Source organism: Methylobacterium sp. C33D (assembly GCF_053345825.1).
Genome location: NZ_JBKFAV010000003.1, coordinates 159,142 through 175,027, shown reverse-complemented (window position 1 = coordinate 175,027; position 15,886 = coordinate 159,142). Strand labels below are relative to the sequence as shown.

Annotated in this window: 17 protein-coding genes and 1 riboswitch; of the genes, 11 read left to right on the top strand and 6 right to left on the bottom strand. The window is 72.0% G+C overall.

The window, feature by feature from the left end; translation table 11 throughout:
- Nucleotides 1–170 precede the first annotated feature (170 nt).
- The gene (locus tag ACLBXO_RS03340; RefSeq protein ID WP_447684501.1) at nt 171–707 is read left to right on the top strand and encodes a TY-Chap domain-containing protein; all 537 of its coding nucleotides are present in this window, start codon (nt 171–173) and stop codon (nt 705–707) included.
- Between the two features lie 22 nt (nt 708–729).
- Here the strand turns inward: ACLBXO_RS03340 and thiC are convergent, their stop codons facing one another.
- Nucleotides 730–2,616: a phosphomethylpyrimidine synthase ThiC gene (gene thiC / locus ACLBXO_RS03335; RefSeq protein ID WP_447684500.1), complete on the bottom strand. Its 1,887-nt coding sequence runs from the start codon at nt 2,614–2,616 to the stop codon at nt 730–732.
- A gap of 71 nt (nt 2,617–2,687) precedes the next feature.
- Nucleotides 2,688–2,793, bottom strand: a riboswitch (TPP riboswitch).
- A gap of 104 nt (nt 2,794–2,897) precedes the next feature.
- On the opposite strand from thiC, the gene ACLBXO_RS03330 reads away from it, so the two are divergent.
- The 3 genes from ACLBXO_RS03330 to ACLBXO_RS03320 all read left to right on the top strand — a co-directional run bounded on the left by ACLBXO_RS03330 (nt 2,898) and on the right by ACLBXO_RS03320 (nt 5,305).
- A complete protein-coding gene (locus ACLBXO_RS03330) occupies nt 2,898–3,728 on the top strand; it encodes an alpha/beta hydrolase (RefSeq protein ID WP_331317481.1) in 831 nt (276 codons plus the stop codon).
- 15 nt (nt 3,729–3,743) lie between these two features.
- Nucleotides 3,744–4,118 (top strand): restriction endonuclease, encoded by a 375-nt coding sequence (locus ACLBXO_RS03325; protein WP_020092825.1) that lies wholly within the window; start codon nt 3,744–3,746, stop codon nt 4,116–4,118.
- A 116-nt stretch (nt 4,119–4,234) separates the two neighbouring features.
- Entirely contained in the window at nt 4,235–5,305 is a 1,071-nt protein-coding gene (locus ACLBXO_RS03320; RefSeq protein WP_447684499.1) for an acyltransferase family protein, read from the top strand.
- Nucleotides 5,306–5,311: 6 nt separating this feature from the next.
- On the opposite strand, the gene ACLBXO_RS03315 is transcribed toward ACLBXO_RS03320, so the two are convergent.
- Nucleotides 5,312–5,557, bottom strand: a complete 246-nt coding sequence (locus tag ACLBXO_RS03315) for a pilus assembly protein PilZ (protein WP_447684498.1) — start codon at nt 5,555–5,557, stop codon at nt 5,312–5,314.
- A 115-nt stretch (nt 5,558–5,672) separates the two neighbouring features.
- A complete protein-coding gene (locus ACLBXO_RS03310) occupies nt 5,673–6,176 on the bottom strand; it encodes a hypothetical protein (RefSeq protein ID WP_447684497.1) in 504 nt (167 codons plus the stop codon).
- A 184-nt stretch (nt 6,177–6,360) separates the two neighbouring features.
- Here ACLBXO_RS03310 and ACLBXO_RS03305 point away from each other — a divergent pair, with 184 nt between their 5' ends.
- Complete coding sequence (locus tag ACLBXO_RS03305; RefSeq protein ID WP_447684496.1) at nt 6,361–6,744, top strand: ATP-dependent helicase; 384 nt, start codon at nt 6,361–6,363, stop codon at nt 6,742–6,744.
- Between the two features lie 37 nt (nt 6,745–6,781).
- On the opposite strand, the gene ACLBXO_RS03300 is transcribed toward ACLBXO_RS03305, so the two are convergent.
- Together ACLBXO_RS03300 and ACLBXO_RS03295 are read right to left on the bottom strand one after the other, a co-directional pair.
- Nucleotides 6,782–7,498 carry a YoaK family protein gene (locus ACLBXO_RS03300; RefSeq protein WP_447684495.1) on the bottom strand — a complete coding sequence of 239 codons (717 nt, stop codon included), beginning with the start codon at nt 7,496–7,498 and terminating at the stop codon, nt 6,782–6,784.
- A gap of 4 nt (nt 7,499–7,502) precedes the next feature.
- Nucleotides 7,503–7,721, bottom strand: a complete 219-nt coding sequence (locus ACLBXO_RS03295) for a hypothetical protein (RefSeq protein WP_331317490.1) — start codon at nt 7,719–7,721, stop codon at nt 7,503–7,505.
- Nucleotides 7,722–7,817: 96 nt separating this feature from the next.
- Between ACLBXO_RS03295 and ACLBXO_RS03290 the strand changes: the two genes are divergently transcribed.
- The 3 genes from ACLBXO_RS03290 (at nt 7,818) to ACLBXO_RS03280 (ending at nt 12,952) form a co-directional block, all read left to right on the top strand.
- Nucleotides 7,818–8,687, top strand: coding sequence for a LysR family transcriptional regulator (locus ACLBXO_RS03290; RefSeq protein ID WP_447684494.1), 870 nt, complete (start codon nt 7,818–7,820; stop codon nt 8,685–8,687).
- 253 nt (nt 8,688–8,940) lie between these two features.
- On the top strand, nt 8,941–11,127 hold the full coding sequence (locus ACLBXO_RS03285; RefSeq protein ID WP_447684493.1) for a transglycosylase domain-containing protein: 2,187 nt from the start codon (nt 8,941–8,943) through the stop codon (nt 11,125–11,127).
- A gap of 274 nt (nt 11,128–11,401) precedes the next feature.
- Nucleotides 11,402–12,952: a GGDEF domain-containing protein gene (locus ACLBXO_RS03280; RefSeq protein ID WP_331317494.1), complete on the top strand. Its 1,551-nt coding sequence runs from the start codon at nt 11,402–11,404 to the stop codon at nt 12,950–12,952.
- A 13-nt stretch (nt 12,953–12,965) separates the two neighbouring features.
- Here the strand turns inward: ACLBXO_RS03280 and ACLBXO_RS03275 are convergent, their stop codons facing one another.
- Entirely contained in the window at nt 12,966–13,805 is an 840-nt protein-coding gene (locus ACLBXO_RS03275) for an aldo/keto reductase (protein WP_447684492.1), read from the bottom strand.
- A 287-nt stretch (nt 13,806–14,092) separates the two neighbouring features.
- Between ACLBXO_RS03275 and ACLBXO_RS03270 the strand changes: the two genes are divergently transcribed.
- The 3 genes from ACLBXO_RS03270 to ACLBXO_RS03260 are packed head-to-tail and all read left to right on the top strand — an operon-like array spanning nt 14,093 to nt 15,848.
- Complete coding sequence (locus ACLBXO_RS03270) at nt 14,093–15,166, top strand: adenylate/guanylate cyclase domain-containing protein (protein WP_447684491.1); 1,074 nt, start codon at nt 14,093–14,095, stop codon at nt 15,164–15,166.
- The gene (locus tag ACLBXO_RS03265; RefSeq protein WP_331317502.1) at nt 15,166–15,369 is read left to right on the top strand and encodes a hypothetical protein; all 204 of its coding nucleotides are present in this window, start codon (nt 15,166–15,168) and stop codon (nt 15,367–15,369) included. The genes ACLBXO_RS03270 and ACLBXO_RS03265 overlap by 1 nt, the downstream gene beginning before the upstream one ends.
- Nucleotides 15,366–15,848: a YaiI/YqxD family protein gene (locus tag ACLBXO_RS03260; RefSeq protein WP_331317503.1), complete on the top strand. Its 483-nt coding sequence runs from the start codon at nt 15,366–15,368 to the stop codon at nt 15,846–15,848. Before ACLBXO_RS03265 ends, ACLBXO_RS03260 begins: the two co-directional genes overlap by 4 nt.
- The last annotated feature ends 38 nt before the right edge of the window (nt 15,849–15,886 follow it).

Genomic DNA, 15,886 nt, shown 5'->3' with positions numbered 1-15,886 from the left:
GCGACCGCCGGTCCACCGGATGATGCGGCGGCATCGGAGATGCGATGAACATCGCGTTACCGGTGCGACACAAATCCGTGCTGAATTTTCTCCTGGATCGACCCGGCGCCCAGCCGGTTCGTCTTCCCGCGACGGGGCCGCGGCCCGCCCCGCGCAGCGTGGAGCACGCGATGCACAGGATCTCGGCGATGCTCGTCCTGGCGACGAGTCCGGCGCTCGCCGCGCCGGCCGCGGCTGGCGATCCGGGTACGCGCGCGCCGTTCATCCGCGAGCACCGCTGCGCCGTCGCGGAGCGGCTCGACGCCATCCACAGGCGCGGGCCGGTCGACGTCTCGCGCGACCGCTTCATCGTCGTCGCGCCGCACGGACAGGCGCGGCGCTACGTCCAGTGCATCTTCCAGGATCGGGATTCGCGGATGTTCTGCGAGGCCGCGTCGGGCACCTACGGACCACCCGGCCGAAGGCGCCTGCGGCTGGATGCGACGGCCCGGCAGGCGCTGGCGGCGCTCGGATACGTCCAGGCGGACCTGGCGGAGAATTTCGCGCGCCTCGTGGAGCTGGGAACGCCGCCCGACATGGGCATCGCCGCGGATCTGATGCTGGCGGCGCTGCACGATGCCTACGGCGCCCGCCCGGGCGACATTCTCGATATCGAGGCCCCGCGCGGCGGAACGCCGGGGCGGGGCTGCGGCGCGCCCGAATCCTGAGCGGACCGGGCGCGCCGCCGTCTCACTCGGCGGCGTCGACGTAGAGCTTGCCGCCCTCGGCCAGGAACTCCTGCGACTTCGCCCGCATGCCGGCCTCGGCTTCGGCCTTGGACATCGCGGGCGCCGCGCCCACGACCTCGCCGGCCTCCTCCATCGCCAGGACCTCGGCGCGCAGGTCCTGCGTGATCTTCATCGAGCAGAATTTCGGCCCGCACATCGAGCAGAAATGCGCGACCTTGTGGGCGTCCTTCGGCAGGGTCTCGTCGTGGAAGCGCCGGGCCGTATCCGGATCGAGGCCCAGGTTGAACTGGTCCTCCCAGCGGAAGTCGAACCGGGCGCGGCTGAGCGCGTCGTCCCGGAGCTGCGCGGCGGGATGCCCCTTGGCGAGGTCGGCGGCGTGGGCGGCGATCTTGTAGGTGATGACGCCGGTCTTCACGTCGTCCCGGTCCGGCAGGCCGAGATGCTCCTTCGGCGTGACGTAGCAGAGCATCGCGGTCCCGAACCAGCCGATCATGGCGGCGCCGATGCCCGAGGTGATGTGGTCGTAGCCGGGGGCGATGTCGGTCGTCAGCGGGCCGAGGGTGTAGAACGGCGCTTCGCCGCACTCCTTCAGCTGCTTCTCCATGTTGACCTTGATCTTGTGCATCGGCACGTGGCCGGGGCCCTCGATCATCACCTGGCAGCCCTTGTCCCAGGCGACCTTGGTCAATTCGCCCAGCGTCTCCAGCTCGCCGAACTGGGCGGCGTCGTTGGCGTCGGCGATCGAGCCCGGGCGCAGGCCGTCGCCCAGGGAGAACGACACGTCGTAGGCCCGCATGATGTCGCAAATCTCGTCGAACCGCTCGTAGAGGAACGATTCCCGGTGCCCGGCGAGGCACCAGCGGGCCATGATCGAGCCGCCGCGCGAGACGATGCCGGTGACGCGCCGCGCGGTCAGCGGCACGTGGGCGAGGCGCACGCCGGCATGGATGGTGAAGTAGTCGATGCCCTGCTCGGCCTGCTCGATCAGGGTGTCCTTGAAGACCTCCCAGTCGAGCTTGAGCGGGTCGCCGCCGACCTTCTCCAGCGCCTGGTAGATCGGCACCGTGCCGATCGGGACCGGGCTGTTGCGGATGATCCACGAGCGGATGTTGTGGATGTTGCGGCCGGTGGACAGGTCCATGACCGTGTCGGCGCCCCAGCGGATCGACCAGACGAGCTTCTCGACCTCGTCGGCGGCCGAGGAGGTCACGGCCGAGTTGCCGATGTTGGCGTTGATCTTGACCAGGAAGTTCCGGCCGATCGCCATCGGCTCCAGCTCGGTGTGGTTGATGTTGGCCGGGATGATCGCCCGGCCGCGGGCGATCTCGTCGCGCACGAATTCCGGGGTGATGAAGGGCGGGACCGAGGCCCCGAAGCTCTGTCCGTCGGCGAGCGCGGCCTCGGCGCCCGCGAGCATCGCCTCGCGGCAGACGTTCTCGCGATGGGCGACATAGATCATCTCCTCGGTGATGATCCCGGCGCGGGCGAACTCGTACTGGGTCACCATCTGGCCCGGGGCCGCCTTGCGGACGGTCCGCTCGGCGGGGCAGGGGGCCACGAGCTTGTCGCCCGCGAAGCCGTTATCCTCGGGCTTCACCGCCCGCGGCGCGACGGCCGCGTAGCCGCGCGCCGCGATCCAGGGCTCGCGCACGCCGGGGAGGCCGGCATTGAGGTCGATGCGGGCATCGGTCTCGGTGTAGGGGCCCGACGGGTCGTAGACCCGCACCGGCTCCTCCTTCGGATCGGAGAGGACGATCTCGCGGTAGGGGACGCGGATGTCCGGCCGCCCGGCCGGGTTCGCGTAGGCCTTGCGCGATCCGGTCACCGGACCCGTGGTCACGGTCTCGGGGCTGCCTTTCACGTCCTTCGGGAGAACGGGTGCGTTCATCGTGGGCCTCTCCTCGTGCTGGAGCGGTCCGGTCCACGCGATGGCCGAGATGAGATGTGGTCGCGCGAGCGGCGACCGCAGGTTCCCGTCCCTCCGCCGGTATGAGCCGGATCAGGTTCAAGGGTCAGGGCCGCGTGCCCAATCTCAGCCCTCTGCAGGGCCCCCCTCGGAACTGTTCCAGACTCGGGCGCGCGGACGGCTTTGTCAATGCTGCCCGGCCGCCCTAGAGAACACATCCCGGAAACCGTTCGTCCGAACGCACACGTTCTCCTGCCCCGCGCATGCGCCTCATCGCCGGCCTCCTGCTCGCCGCGCTCCTCCTCTGCGGTCTGGCCTGCGCCGCGCTCGCGCTCGGGCAGCGCCGTTTCCTCTATCCGGGCGCCTTCGGCCCGCAGAACCCGTGGACGATCCCGTCGGGCCTCGCGACCATCACGGTCGCGACCCCCGACGGCGAGACCCTGCACGGGCTGTGGCGGCCGCCGCGGCCGGGCTGTGGTGTCGTCGTGAGCTTCCACGGCAACGGGTCCCGCCCCGAGCCGCACGCGGCCCGCTTCGCCGCGGAGCCCTGGCGGGCCCGCGGCTGGGGCGTGCTCACCGTGGCCTATCGCGGCTATCCCGGATCCACCGGCAGCCCCAGCGAGGACGGGCTGATCCGCGACGGGCTGGCGGCCGCCGAGGCCGCGCGGGCGCGGGCGCCCGGCGCGCCGATCCTGCTGCACGGCCATTCCCTCGGGGCCGCCGTGGCCGTCGCGGTCGCCGAACGGGTTCCGGCGATCGGACTGTACCTGGAGGCGCCCTTCGACTCGATGACCCACACCGTGCGGCTGCATGTCCCGCTAGCCCCGATCTGGCTCCTGCGCGACACGTACCGCTCGGACCTGCGCATCCGCGACGGGACCGCGCCGGTGCTGATCGTGCAGGGTTCCGACGATCCGGTGGTGCCGGCCGAGCTGGCGCGGAACCTCGCCGCGGCGGCCGGCCCGCGGGCCCGGATCGACGTGATCCCGGGGGACCACGTCTCCATCCTGGGGAGCCGGGATCGCGAGGCCGAGGCGCTGTTCGGGCCGCGCGTCGGTGCGGCCTGTCCGCAGCCGATGGACCAGGAGGGGTAGGAGAGGGAGGCTCGCGTGGTCGGACGGCGCTCGCAGCGCTGGAGCGCCGAGGATCCGGACGCGCCGGGCGTCCCGGGCCCGCCGGACCCGGTCTGCCCCCTCTGCGAGCGCCCGATCCCGCGCCGCGCCCGCTCCAGCCTCCATCACCTCACGCCGAAGCTGAAGGGCGGGACCCACCGCGGCACGGTCCGGCTGCACCAGATCTGCCACTCGGCGATCCACGCCCGCTACAGCGAGGCGGAGATCGCCAAGCGCCTCGCCGACGTCGAGGCCCTGCGTGCCGATCCGGAGATCGCGCGCTTCCTCGTCTGGGTCCGCGGCAAGCCCGACGATTTCCACGCCGCCACGCGCATGACCCGCGAGCGGAAGTCGGCGCGCCGCAAGATCTGACACCTGCCCGGCCGGCGTTTACCGGGCGTTCGTCACATCCGCAGGTGGCCGCCGCCCCGTTCCTTGCCGTCAACCCGAGCCGGTCCAGGATCGCCCCGATCGCGAGGGTTGGGACGATGGCCGGGGTCGGGGATACGGGAGATCGGCTCGCCTGGGTCGATATCGCCAAGGGGATCTGCATCCTCCTGGTCGTCATGATGCATTCGGTCATCGGCACCGGCGAGGCCATGGGCGGCGAGGGCTTCCTCCACCCGGTCGTCGCATTCGCGAAGCCGTTCCGGATCCCGGACTTCTTCCTGCTCTCCGGCCTCTTCGTGGGACGGGTCATCGACCGCGACTGGCGCCTGTTCTCCGACCGCCGGGTCGTCCACTTCGCCTATTTCTACCTGCTCTGGCTGGTGATTCAGTCCGTCGCCAAGTACGGCAAGATCGTCGGCGATGCCGGCCCGGCGGCCTTCGCGGCGCACCTCGCGCACGCGCTGATCGAGCCCTATTCCAGCCTCTGGTTCATCTACCTGCTGGCGGTGTTCTCGGTGGTCACGAAGGCCCTGCGCCGCGTGCCCGGCGGCGTGCTCCTCGCCGGCGCCGCCCTGCTGCAGATTGCCGACATCCGCAGCGACTCGACGCTGATCGAGGAGTTCTGCGCCCGCTACGTGTACTTCGTCGCGGGCTACCTGTTCGCCGGGCGGATCTTCGCGCTCGCGGACGCGGCGCGCCGCCGCGTCCCGCTCGCCCTGCTCGGCCTCGCCGCCTGGGCGATCCTGGAGGGCTGGCTCGCGCTCACTCCATCGGGCCTGCCGGAGCACCCGACGCTTGCCAGCCTGCCGCTGGCGAGCCTCGCCCTCGGCGCCGCCGGTGCCCAAGCGATCGTGGTGGCGGCTTCCCTGATCGGCCGCGCCGGCGGCCCGGTCGCCGAGGCGGTCCGGATCTGCGGCCAGCGCTCGATCGTGATCTACCTCGCCTTCTCCCTGCCGATGGCGGCGACCCGCGAGGTCCTCGTGCGCACCGGCGCGATCGCCGATATCGGCCTCGCGAGCCTGACGGTCATAGCAGTGGCGGTGATGCTGCCCCTGGCGCTGGAGCGGCTGGTCCGCGGAACGGTGCTCGACTGCCTGTTCGTGCGGCCGCGCTGGTTCCGGCTCGTCGGGTCGGGCTCCCGGCCACGCCCGGCCCTGCAGGCGACCTGAAGGGGCTCAGCCCTCGAAGGCGATGCCGATCCGCCGGCTGCGCCGCCACGCCACGGTGGCCAAGCGCGGTTCTGTGCCGGCGCTGACGCGCAGCGGGAAGCGGTCCGGCACGGCCTGATCGTCCTCGACCTCGATCTGCGCGCCCACGTCGGTGGCGTCCCAGACCAGGCAGCTCACCTCGCCGCCGTCGAGCAGCACCGCGCCGAAGGTGAAGGCGTTCTTGCGGAAAGCGCCGCGGCGATTCTCCGTCATCAACTCCTCCATCCGGTCGAGCGGCTCCGCGGACACGGGCCTCGCGGAGCCGGACGATGCCGGATGGCGGTTAACAGGGCAAATACGTTCCCGTGCCTGCCCTGCTTGGCCGAGATCAGTACTCGTCCGGATCGCCCCGGTAGCGCCGCGGTCCCGGACCATAATCGTCGTCGTAGGGGCGGCGCACCGGCGGGCGATCGTAGTCGCGCCGGTCGCGGTAGGATTCGCGCCGGTCGTCGTACCCGTCGTTCCGGTAGCCGCCCCCGCCGCCGTAACCGTTGCCGCCGGAATTCCCGCCTCCACCACCGTAGCCACCGCCCCCGCCGCCGACGTTGACGCGCGGCGCGTACCAGCAACTCTTCGCCTGGCCCGGTGCCGGATCGCCGAAGGTCTGGGTGTTGCAGGGCACGACGCCGCCCTGCGGGAACGGCCGACCGTTCGTCCGGCCGGGCACGCCGTAATAGACGTTGGTGGGGTAGGGCATCCGGCAGACGCCGCCCTCTTGCGCGCAGCCGACCAAGTTCACCGTGTCGAGCTGGTAGGCCTGGGCCGGGGCGGGTGCGAGCGCGCCCCCTCCCAGCGTGATGGCCCCGAAGGCCAGAGCGATCCGAATCTGCACGTCCCCGATTCCCCCGTGGTTTGCGGTGCGGGTGCCGAATAATCCGGTCGGCGGCTTCCGGCCAGCGGCCGCGCTCGCTATGGCGTCGCACGAGGATGCGCGCGGGCCGGTCCGCGGCCGGCGCGACGGTGATCGGGCGGAACGCCCCGTCGTCGGACGGGTGACGGCGCCCCTGGAGGCCTTGATGAGGGATGCGTCCGCGCAGGAGCTTCTGCTGCTCAGCGCGCTGCAGGAATGCCGGATCCAGCTCGACGCGGCGCGCAGGGACGAGGGGTCCCGCGCCGCCGTCCGGGATGAGCTCGAGGCCGCGCTCCGCCGCGAGGCCGCGCTCGCGGCGGCGATCGTCGAGGAGCGCGAACGGACGGAGGCCGTCCGCCTCGTGCTTCAGGCGCTGGTGATGAGCCTTCGCCGGTTCGGCCTGCGCCGGCGCCTGTTCCGGGCGCGCATCGCCCGGCTCGGCCGCGAGACGCCGGATTCCGGTCCGCCGGCGGCGCGCCACGCGGTGCTGCTCACCGAGGCCCGACGGGTGCTCGGCGAGCCGTCCGCCAAACCGCCGGCCGAGCGGTGAGGCCGTCCGCTCCCTGACCGCCGCCCGGCGCGGCGCCTCACGGCGCGGCGCCGGCGCCGCCGGGCGCTCCGGCCTGGACGATCAGGGCCGTCAGGACGCCGAGCGGCAGGACGAGGCTGCCGAAGGCGAGGTGCGCGATCCCGAAGGCGCCGACGAGCGCACCGACGGCGAAGGCCGCGATCGCCGGGAGCACGCGCAGGAATCGCTTCCGGGTCTGATCGCGCTGCTCGCCGCTGCCCAGAAGGAGGTCGGTCGCGTCGATGACGGCTTGGCTGACGCTCACCGTCATGACCGTCGTGGGTGCGAGATGGCCGAGGGACAGGCGGCCGATAGCGTTCTGCAGGCCCATGGCCGCGACCGCCAGCATGCCGACCGCGATGGACGCGGCACTGTCCGCCGCGCCGAGGGGCGACCACGCGGTGCCGCACAGCCCGAACCCTGCGAGCAGGGCCACCTCGACCGCGAGCAGCCAGGGCAGCGGGTCGAGCGCCCGCCGTTCCAGCGCCAGGGCCAGAACCCGCGCGCCCGCCACCGCCCCGACGAAGACGGGCAGCGCCAGGAGCTTGGCCACCACGCCGCCGGAGCTCGCGACCAGCTCGGCGCCGATCAGGACGAAGTTGCCGGTCACGTGGGCGGTGAAGAGACCGGTCAGGGCGATGAAGGCCGCCGCGTCGATGAATCCGGCGACGAAGGCCAGGGCGGCGCCCGCGGTGCGGTCGCGCCCCACGGTCTGCGATCGCGCGGGACGGGTCATCGGCTCAGTCGCCGAACGGTGTCGCCGTCAGGCCGACCGGCACCTGCGGGTTCGCGAAGTAGCCCGGCCAGCGATCGCAGAGGTACAGGATCACGACCAGGACGGTGGCGGTCGCCAGCAGCGAGGCGAGCACCTCGGTGACCTGCGTCGCCCATCTCCCGAGCGTCGGTATCGCCACGAGGCCGCCGACGAACAGCGTGGTCATGATCACGGGTGCGGACATCGGACGGGGCTTCGCGGCGCGGCTCTGGGACGGGTCTGTCCGGGACCCTAACGCCGCGCGGCGTCCCAGGGTTACCGATATCGGTTATCGTGAACCATGATAGGCAATCCGAACATCGAGCTGCTGCGCTCGTTCCTGGCCGTCGTCGAGAGCAGCAGCTTCACGGCAGCGGCCCAGACGCTCGGTCTGCGGCAATCGACGGTCAGCGGGCACATCGCGCGTCTGGAGCGGGCTCTCGGGCGCGCGCTCCTGACGCGCGACACGCACCGGGTCGCCCCGACGCCGGACGGTCAGGTCCTGATCGGCTTCGCCCGCGACGTGGTGGAGGCGCAGGACCGGCTGCGCGCCTTCTTCTCGCCGGGCGGCCTGCGCGGACGCATCCGCCTCGGCGTTTCCGAGGACTACACCCTGTCGACCCTGGCGAAGGTCCTGGCCGGCTTCGCCGATCGGCACGACGCGGTCGATCTCCAGATCACGGTCGGGCTGAGCCGGACTCTCTACCAGGGCTACGACGCGGGCGAGCTCGACGTGATCTTCTGCAAGCGCCGTCGCGGCGATCCGCGTGGGACCCTGGCCTGGGCGGAGGACCTGATCTGGGCAGGCCGCCCCGGCGCCGTTCCGGATCCCGACAAACCCTTGCCCCTGGTGCTCTACCCGCCGCCCTCGATGACCCGCACCCTGGCGCTCGACGCCCTCGCGGCGGTAGGCCGATCCTGGCGGGTCGCCTGCACCAGTAGCAGCCTGATGGGGTTGCGGGCCGCCGTCGAAGCGGGGCTCGGCGTCGCGCCGCACTCGGCCAAGGTCATGCCGCCGGGCCTCGCCGCGCTCCCCGAGGCGGCCGCTCTGCCCCCGCTCGGCGCGGTCGAGTTCGTCGTGCTCGGTCCGGGGCGCCACCACGCGGCGGCCACCGCGCTGCAGGAGGCGATCCTGGCGAGCACGCGCGAATTGCAGGGCGGCGCGCGCTAGTCGCGCGCCGTCCCGAAGCTCGGGGTCCGGCCACTCTCCGGACGGATCGGCGCGTTCCTTAACGGATTGGCCAGCCTTTTTCCGCACCGTACCGCGAAGCGGTCACAGACGGTTTCGACAAGGATGGCCGGTGCCGCCGGCCCCCGCGTCGTTTCCGGACGGGGCGCGAAACCGCCGCATTTGGCGTGCGGAAACCGTTCCGCGGCGTGCCTGACGGACGCGCGTCGTGGCGGAACAGTCGAAGACGGGATGCATGGCCAAGGGTCGGGGCAGGATTGAGCCGAATTTCGACGTGCCCGAGGGGCGCGCGCGGGACCGCGGCGAACTCGACCTGCGCCTGACCCGCGAGGACCGTCCCGGGGCAGGAGACGGCGTGGCGAAGCGAGCGGGCGGCGGGGCGCGGCAGCCGGGCAAGGCGCCGGCGCGGACTACGGGGCGGGCGAAGGCCTCGGGGCGCGGCCGACGCCGCCGCTCCTGGCTCGGCCGCATCGTCTACGGGACCGTCGTCCTCGGCCTCTGGGGGGTGATCGGCCTCGCCGGCCTCATCGCCTACCACGCGTCGCAATTGCCGCCGATCGACCAGCTGGCGGTGCCGAAGCGGCCGCCCAACATCGCCATCCTGGCCAGCGACGGCTCCCTGCTCGCCAACCGCGGCGAGACCGGCGGTCGGGTCGTGTCGATCAAGGAGCTGCCGCCTTACCTGCCGCGCGCTTTCGTGGCGATCGAGGATCGGCGCTTCTACCAGCATTTCGGCGTCGATCCGGTCGGCATCCTGCGCGCCATCGGCCAGAACCTGACCCGGCGCGGCGTTGCGCAGGGCGGCTCGACCCTCACCCAGCAGCTCGCCAAGAATCTGTTCCTGACTCCGGAGCGCTCCGCGTCGCGCAAGATCCAGGAGGCGATCCTCGCGCTCTGGCTCGAGCACAAGTACACCAAGGACGAGATCCTCGAACTCTACCTGAACCGCGTCTACTTCGGCGCCGGCGCCTACGGGGTCGAGGCGGCGGCGCAGCGCTACTTCGGCAAGCCCGCCAAGGAGGTGAGCCTCGCGCAGGCCGCGATGCTCGGCGGCCTCGTGCAGGCGCCCTCGCGCCTCGCCCCGAACCGCAATCTCCCGGCCGCCCAGGCCCGCGCCGCGCAGGTGCTCGCCGCCATGCAGGAGCTGGGCTTCGCGTCGGCACAGGACGTCAAGGTGGCGCTCGCCCAGCCGGCCAAGCCCGCCAACGCCCGCGGCGGCGGGTCGGCCAACTACGTCGCCGACCTCGTCATGGACGTGCTCGACGACTACGTCGGCAAGTTCGACACCGACATCACGGTCCAGACCACGGTCGATCCCGGCCTCCAGGCCGCCGCCGAGAAGGCGCTCACCGACGAGCTCAACGCCAAGGGCACGCGCTACAACGTCAGCCAGGGGGCGCTGGTCTCGATGCGGCCCGACGGCGCCATCCGCGCCCTGATCGGCGGCCGCGACTACGCGCAGAGCCAGTTCAACCGGGCCACGACCGCCAAGCGCCAGCCCGGCTCCTCGTTCAAGCCCTTCGTGTACCTCGCGGCCGTCGAGCACGGCGCCACGCCCGACACGGTCCGGGAGGACGCGCCGATCCGGATCGGCAACTGGGCGCCGGAGAACTACTCCCACCGCTACGAGGGGCCCGTCACCCTGCGGACGGCGCTCGCCCAGTCGCTCAACACCGTCGCGGTGCGCCTCGGCCAGGAGGTCGGGCCTAAGACCGTGGTCCAGACCGCACAGCGGCTCGGCATCACCTCGCCGCTTCAGGCCAACGGCTCCATCGCCCTCGGCACGTCCGAGGTCACGCTCCTGGAGATGGTCGGCGCCTACGGGGCCTTCGCCAACGGCGGCATCGGCGTGATCCCCTACGTGGTCACCGCCGTGAAGAGCCAGGACGGGAAGGTGCTCTACAAGCGCTCCGACAACGGTCTGGGTCGGGTCATCGACGCCAATGCCGATGGCATGATGAACGCCATGATGCACGAGACCTTCGTGAGCGGCACCGGCAAGAAGGCCGACATCCCGGGATGGGATCTCGCCGGCAAGAGCGGCACCACCCAGGATTACCGCGACGCGTGGTTCATGGGCTTCTCGGGCAGCCTCGTGACCGGGGTCTGGCTCGGCAACGACGACGGCGAACTCACCAAGAAGGTCACTGGCGGCAACCTGCCGGCGGAGATCTGGAAGACCTACATGACCCAGGCGCTGAAGGGACAGACACCGGTCCCGCTCCCGGGCCTCAATCGCTGGCGCCGGCAGCCGGAGACGACCGCCTCGGTCGCGAGCGCCGCCCCGGCCGGCCCGGGTGGTCTCCTGGGTCAGATCCTCGGTGAGCCTGATGCGCCCGCGCCGCGCCAGGCCGCACCGGCGCGGCGCGGCCAGAAGGATGACCGCAACTTCATCGAGAAGCTGTTCGGCATCGGGGACTGACGGTCCGCCTGCGACGGGGTCACGCGACGGCGCGCGTCACGGGTATGAGTCCGCCCGCGGCGCGCGCCGTCCTTTCTCAGCCCGACGACGGTCGCGTTCCGGTCCGAGGCGCGTCTGCACTGACAGGCGTGCCGGGCTGCATTTGTATTGATGGCAATTCGGCGCTTCTTAATGCTGTTAATAACCCCTTTTTCAATCTTCGCCGCCGTAAGATCGGGTCGACACTGAGTCCGTCGACCGCAATGGCGCGGTCGGCGACAGCCCGATCGAGCCGATGCTCCTGCGCGCGACCGCCACAGCGATCCGAGCCCATCTCGACGATCGCGCCTCGCGCCTGATCGCGGCGGGCGGCACATGCCTGCTGGCCTGCCTGGCACTGCTCGGCGCCTATCTCTGCCTCGACCTGCGCGACATCGCCTGGCACAACGCGCGCCGCAACGCCGGGAACCTCCTGGCGGTGATCGAGGAGGGCGTCGGTCACAGCCTGAGGATCTACGACCTCTCCCTGCAGAGCTCCGCACGGCTCGCGAGCCGCGCCGACATCGCGGCCCTGGGCCCGGATCTGCGGCGCCTGGCCCTGTTCGACACCGCCGCGGCGGGATCCGGCCTCGGCCCGATCGCCGTCACGGACGCGGCCGGCGACGTCCGGCTGACGAGCGATCCCGGCGTGCGGACCCGGCCCAACCTGAGCGCCCTGCCGGACTTCCAGATCCACCGTGCGGACCCGGATGCGGGCCTGATCCTGTCCGGACCGACCGAATCCCTCCTGACCGGGGAGCCGATCATCCGCATGACCCGGCGAATCCAGACGCCCGACGGCGCGTTCGGCGGGATCGTTTCCGGGTCGATCAAGCTCGCCCATTTCCAGGCCCTGTTCGAGCGCCTGCACTTCGACGACGGCATCGCTCTGAACGTCTTCCATCGGGACGGGACGCTCCTGATCCGGGCGCCCGCGCGGCCGCAGGCGCTCGGTCACAGCATCAGCACGAGCCCCGGCTACCAGATGTACCGGTCCAAGCCGCGCGGCGAGTTCCAGGGTCGCTCGTTCCTCGACGGCGTGGAGCGTGTCTACAGCTTCGCCGACCTCGAGGACCTGCCGCTGATCGTGACGGTGGCGACGGATGTCGACAGCATCCGCGGCGTCTGGATCTACAAGGCGGCGATCGTCGGCGTCCTGATCCTGTGCCTCTGCGGCCTCTCCTTCGGCCTGACGGTCCTGCTGCACCGGGAGGTCGGGCGCCACGTGGCCGCGGAGGCCTCTACCCGCGAGGCCAACGCCGCGCTCGCGGTTCTCGCCCGGACCGACGGCCTGACAGGCCTGCCGAACCGGCGCAGCTACGACGAGCACTTCGCCGTGGAGTGGAAGCGGGCCGCCCAGCTCCGGACGCCCCTGGCGCTGATGATCGTCGATGCCGACCACTTCAAGCAGTTCAACGATCGCTTCGGCCACCAGCGCGGCGACGAGGTGCTCAGGGCGGTCGCGGGCTGCCTGCAGCGGACCCTCGACACCACCGGGCTCAGCTTCCGGATCGGCGGCGAGGAATTCGTCGCCCTTCTTCCCGGCCTCGACGCGACGGCCGCCAGCGTGGCGGCGGAGCGCATCCGCCGCGCCGTGGTGAACCTCCGCATCCCCCACGCTCCGGAGGTCGGGGGCAGCGCCACCGTCAGCATCGGCATCGCCAGCGCCGATCCGGGCGGCGGCGATCCGCCCGAAGGCCTGTTCACGGCGGCGGACGCGGCCCTCTACGCGGCCAAGAAGGCCGGCCGCAACCGGGTCCGCGCCGCCGCGCCGGTCGATCCGGTGCCTCTGGCGCTGCCGGCTTGAGCCGGCACGCCGCTCAGAGCATCGGCAGCATCCGGGGGCGCGGCCCGCGCGGGAAATGCGCGTCGATCAGGGCGAGCTCGGCCGCGCCCAGGTGCAGGTCCGCCGCGCCGGCATTCTCGACGGCCCGGCCCGGGCGCCCGGTCTTGGGGATCGTGAACGTCCCCGGCAGCCGGGTCAGGTAGGCGAGGGCGACCGCGTAGGGCGTCGTGCCGTGGTTCTGCGCGATGCCCGCCAGGACGCGGCCGCCGGCGCTGGCCGGATCGGGGAAGTCGCCGCTGCCGAAGGGCGAGTAGCCGACCATCGCGACACCGTGCTTCTCGCACCAGGGCAGCACCGCGTGCTCGATGGCCCGCTCATTCAGGTGGTAGAGGACCTGATTGCAGGCGATCCGGTCCGGCCCCGCGATGCCGAGGAGGCGGTCGAGGTCCTCGACGTCGAAGTTGCTGACGCCCCAGGACAGGATCTTGCCCGCCCGGCGCAGGTCCTCGAACCCCGCGACCGTCTCCTCCAGCGGGTGCTGGCCCGGCCAGTGCAGCAGGTAGCAATCCAGCCGGTCCGTCCGCAGCCGCCGGAGCGAGGCCTCGCAGGCCCGCGCGACGCCCCGGCGCGTCGCGTTGCCCGGCACCACCTTCGAGACGAGGAACACTTCCTCGCGGCAATCCGCAACGGCGGCGGCGACGATCGCCTCCGCGTCGCCGTACATCTCCGCGGTGTCGACATGGGTCATGCCGGCGTCGATCCCGGCCCGCAGCGCCCGGATCGCGTCCGTCCGGTCCGAACTGTCGATGTGCCACGTGCCCTGGCCGATGACCGGCACAGAGACGCGCGTCGCGCCGAAGCTCCTGGCGTACATGGCAGCGCTCCCTCTTCGCTGTCGCAGGGGGTTGCAGGCGGCGGTCCGGTCGTGTCCCCGGCCGCCGACGTATCACGGCTCGGCCGCGCAACAACCCGGCACGCCTTACTCGCGCCATGTTGGGGCGTTGAGCAATGGCACGCGGCCTTCCGCGGCGCTAAACTTTAGGCCCATGCCTCGAGTCCGGCGGCGCGGGCCTGCCGAGCCCGCGCAGCACCGCCGCGCAGGGCCACGCGTCACCCGGACCCGCGCACGGTCCGTCGGCTGGCCATGCTGGAGATGCCTCGATGCTGCCGGCCCACCGGATATTCTGGGGTCTGATCCTGCTGGCAGCGGCCGGCGCGGGCTTGCTCTACAACATCATCTTCGCCGCCGGCGCCTCGCCCCTCGCCGGCTTCACCTACGGCCTCTGCATGGGCGCCACGGTGCTGGCCTTCGACCGCGGGCTGATCCTGGCCGGTCTCCAGGCGCGGATCCGGCGGCTGCCGGCCTGGCTCTACGTGCTGGCCGCGGAACTCGCCTACGTGCTGATGATCATGGCGGGCAACGCGCTGGGCGGCCTCCTGGTCTGGGCCTTCGCGCTGACACCGGACGACCTCACGACCGCGACCCGCATGACCGCACGGGTCCTTGCCTACGCCCTGGCCGTCTCGGGCCTGCTGGTCTTCGTCATCCGGATGCGCGACCTGATCGGCGGCGAGGTGTTCGTGAACTTCATGATCGGCCGCTACCACAAGCCGGTGGCGGAGGAGCGGGTCTTCCTGTTCCTCGACGTGGTCGGCTCCACGGCCTTCGCGGAGACCCACGGCGACCTGCGCGCCCAGGAGTACCTGAGCGCGGTGTTCGCCACGCTGGCCGAGCCCGTGCGGCGCAACGGCGGTTCGGTGGACGACTACGTCGGCGACCTCGCCATGGTGACGTGGCCGATGGCCCGCGGCCTGAAGGACGCGCGCTGCGTGACCTGCGTGTTCGAGGTGCTCGACCGGATCGAGGCTGACGCTGCGGCCTGGCAAGCCCGGTTCGGCACGGTCCCGCGGCTGCGGGCGGCGCTGCACGGCGGCTCGGTGGTCACGGCCGAGGTCGGGGTCGACCGCCACAAGATCGCGTATTTCGGCGACGCCGTGAACGTGACGTCGCGCATCGAGGCCCTGTGCCGCCCCCTCGGCGTCGGCATCCTGATCTCGCAGGACCTTCTCAACCGCCTGCCGCGCCTCCCGGCCGGCGTGCGGGCGCGGTCCCTCGGCGCCCACGCGCTCCGCGGCCGCGGTGCGCCGCTGTCGGTGGCCACGCTGGAGCGCGGCGCCGCAGAGATCGCGCCCGTGGCGGATCTGGCGCCGCGCCGCGCCGCGGTCGCCCGCTGATGGCCGAGACCGGTACCGCGCGGGCGAACACACTGATCGCCGCGAAGATGGCGCTGCGCTTCGGCCTTCCGCTCATCGGCCTCGTGGTGTTCGGCCGCGCCATCGTTCTATCGGTGGGCGGCGATATCGAGCACGGGCAGTTCGCCCTGGGCGTGCTCCTGATCCTGGCGGGCTTCACCTCGAAGCTGGTGCCCCGGCCATGAGCGACGCGCCGGTGCGCCCGCCGATCTACCTCGACGCCGATGCCTGCCCGGTCAAGGACGAGACCTACCGGGTGGCCGCACGCTACGGCCTGACCGTCCACGTCGTCGCCAACAGTGTTCTGAACCTGCCGCGCGAGCCCTGGATCGAGCGAGTGGTCGTGGGCTCAGCACTGGACGCCGCCGACGACTGGATCGCCGCGCGGGCCGGCCCGGGGAGCATCGTGCTCACCGCCGACGTCCCGCTGGCCGCGCGCTGCGTGAAGGCCGGCGCCACGGTCCTGGCGTTCACCGGCAAGCCGTTCAGCGAGGCCGGGATCGGTCTCGCTCTCGCCACCCGCGACCTGATGCACTCATTGCGCGAGGCTGGCACCGTCACGGGCGGGCCGAAGCCCTTCTCGCGCGCCGACCGGTCGGCCTTCCTGTCCGCCCTCGACCGGGCGGTGAACCGGATCCTGCGCGAGCGGCCGAAGTCGGTCTGAGCAAGGGTCCGGGACCGGACGTGTCTCGGACGCGGGCG

Bases quoted from the DNA above. Each gene is read 5' to 3' on its own strand.
- ACLBXO_RS03320 (WP_447684499.1), top strand. From the start codon at position 4,235: ATGGCCGGGGTCGGGGATACGGGAGATCGGCTCGCCTGGGTCGATATC.
- ACLBXO_RS03340 (WP_447684501.1), top strand. From the start codon at position 171: ATGCACAGGATCTCGGCGATGCTCGTCCTGGCGACGAGTCCGGCGCTC.
- ACLBXO_RS03260 (WP_331317503.1), top strand. From the start codon at position 15,366: ATGAGCGACGCGCCGGTGCGCCCGCCGATCTACCTCGACGCCGATGCC.
- thiC (WP_447684500.1), bottom strand. From the start codon at position 2,616: ATGAACGCACCCGTTCTCCCGAAGGACGTGAAAGGCAGCCCCGAGACC.
- ACLBXO_RS03275 (WP_447684492.1), bottom strand. From the start codon at position 13,805: ATGTACGCCAGGAGCTTCGGCGCGACGCGCGTCTCTGTGCCGGTCATC.
- ACLBXO_RS03295 (WP_331317490.1), bottom strand. From the start codon at position 7,721: ATGTCCGCACCCGTGATCATGACCACGCTGTTCGTCGGCGGCCTCGTG.
- ACLBXO_RS03285 (WP_447684493.1), top strand. From the start codon at position 8,941: ATGGCCAAGGGTCGGGGCAGGATTGAGCCGAATTTCGACGTGCCCGAG.
- ACLBXO_RS03265 (WP_331317502.1), top strand. From the start codon at position 15,166: ATGGCCGAGACCGGTACCGCGCGGGCGAACACACTGATCGCCGCGAAG.
- ACLBXO_RS03270 (WP_447684491.1), top strand. From the start codon at position 14,093: ATGCTGCCGGCCCACCGGATATTCTGGGGTCTGATCCTGCTGGCAGCG.
- ACLBXO_RS03330 (WP_331317481.1), top strand. From the start codon at position 2,898: ATGCGCCTCATCGCCGGCCTCCTGCTCGCCGCGCTCCTCCTCTGCGGT.
- ACLBXO_RS03280 (WP_331317494.1), top strand. From the start codon at position 11,402: ATGCTCCTGCGCGCGACCGCCACAGCGATCCGAGCCCATCTCGACGAT.
- ACLBXO_RS03315 (WP_447684498.1), bottom strand. From the start codon at position 5,557: ATGACGGAGAATCGCCGCGGCGCTTTCCGCAAGAACGCCTTCACCTTC.
- ACLBXO_RS03300 (WP_447684495.1), bottom strand. From the start codon at position 7,498: ATGACCCGTCCCGCGCGATCGCAGACCGTGGGGCGCGACCGCACCGCG.
- ACLBXO_RS03305 (WP_447684496.1), top strand. From the start codon at position 6,361: ATGAGGGATGCGTCCGCGCAGGAGCTTCTGCTGCTCAGCGCGCTGCAG.
- ACLBXO_RS03290 (WP_447684494.1), top strand. From the start codon at position 7,818: ATGATAGGCAATCCGAACATCGAGCTGCTGCGCTCGTTCCTGGCCGTC.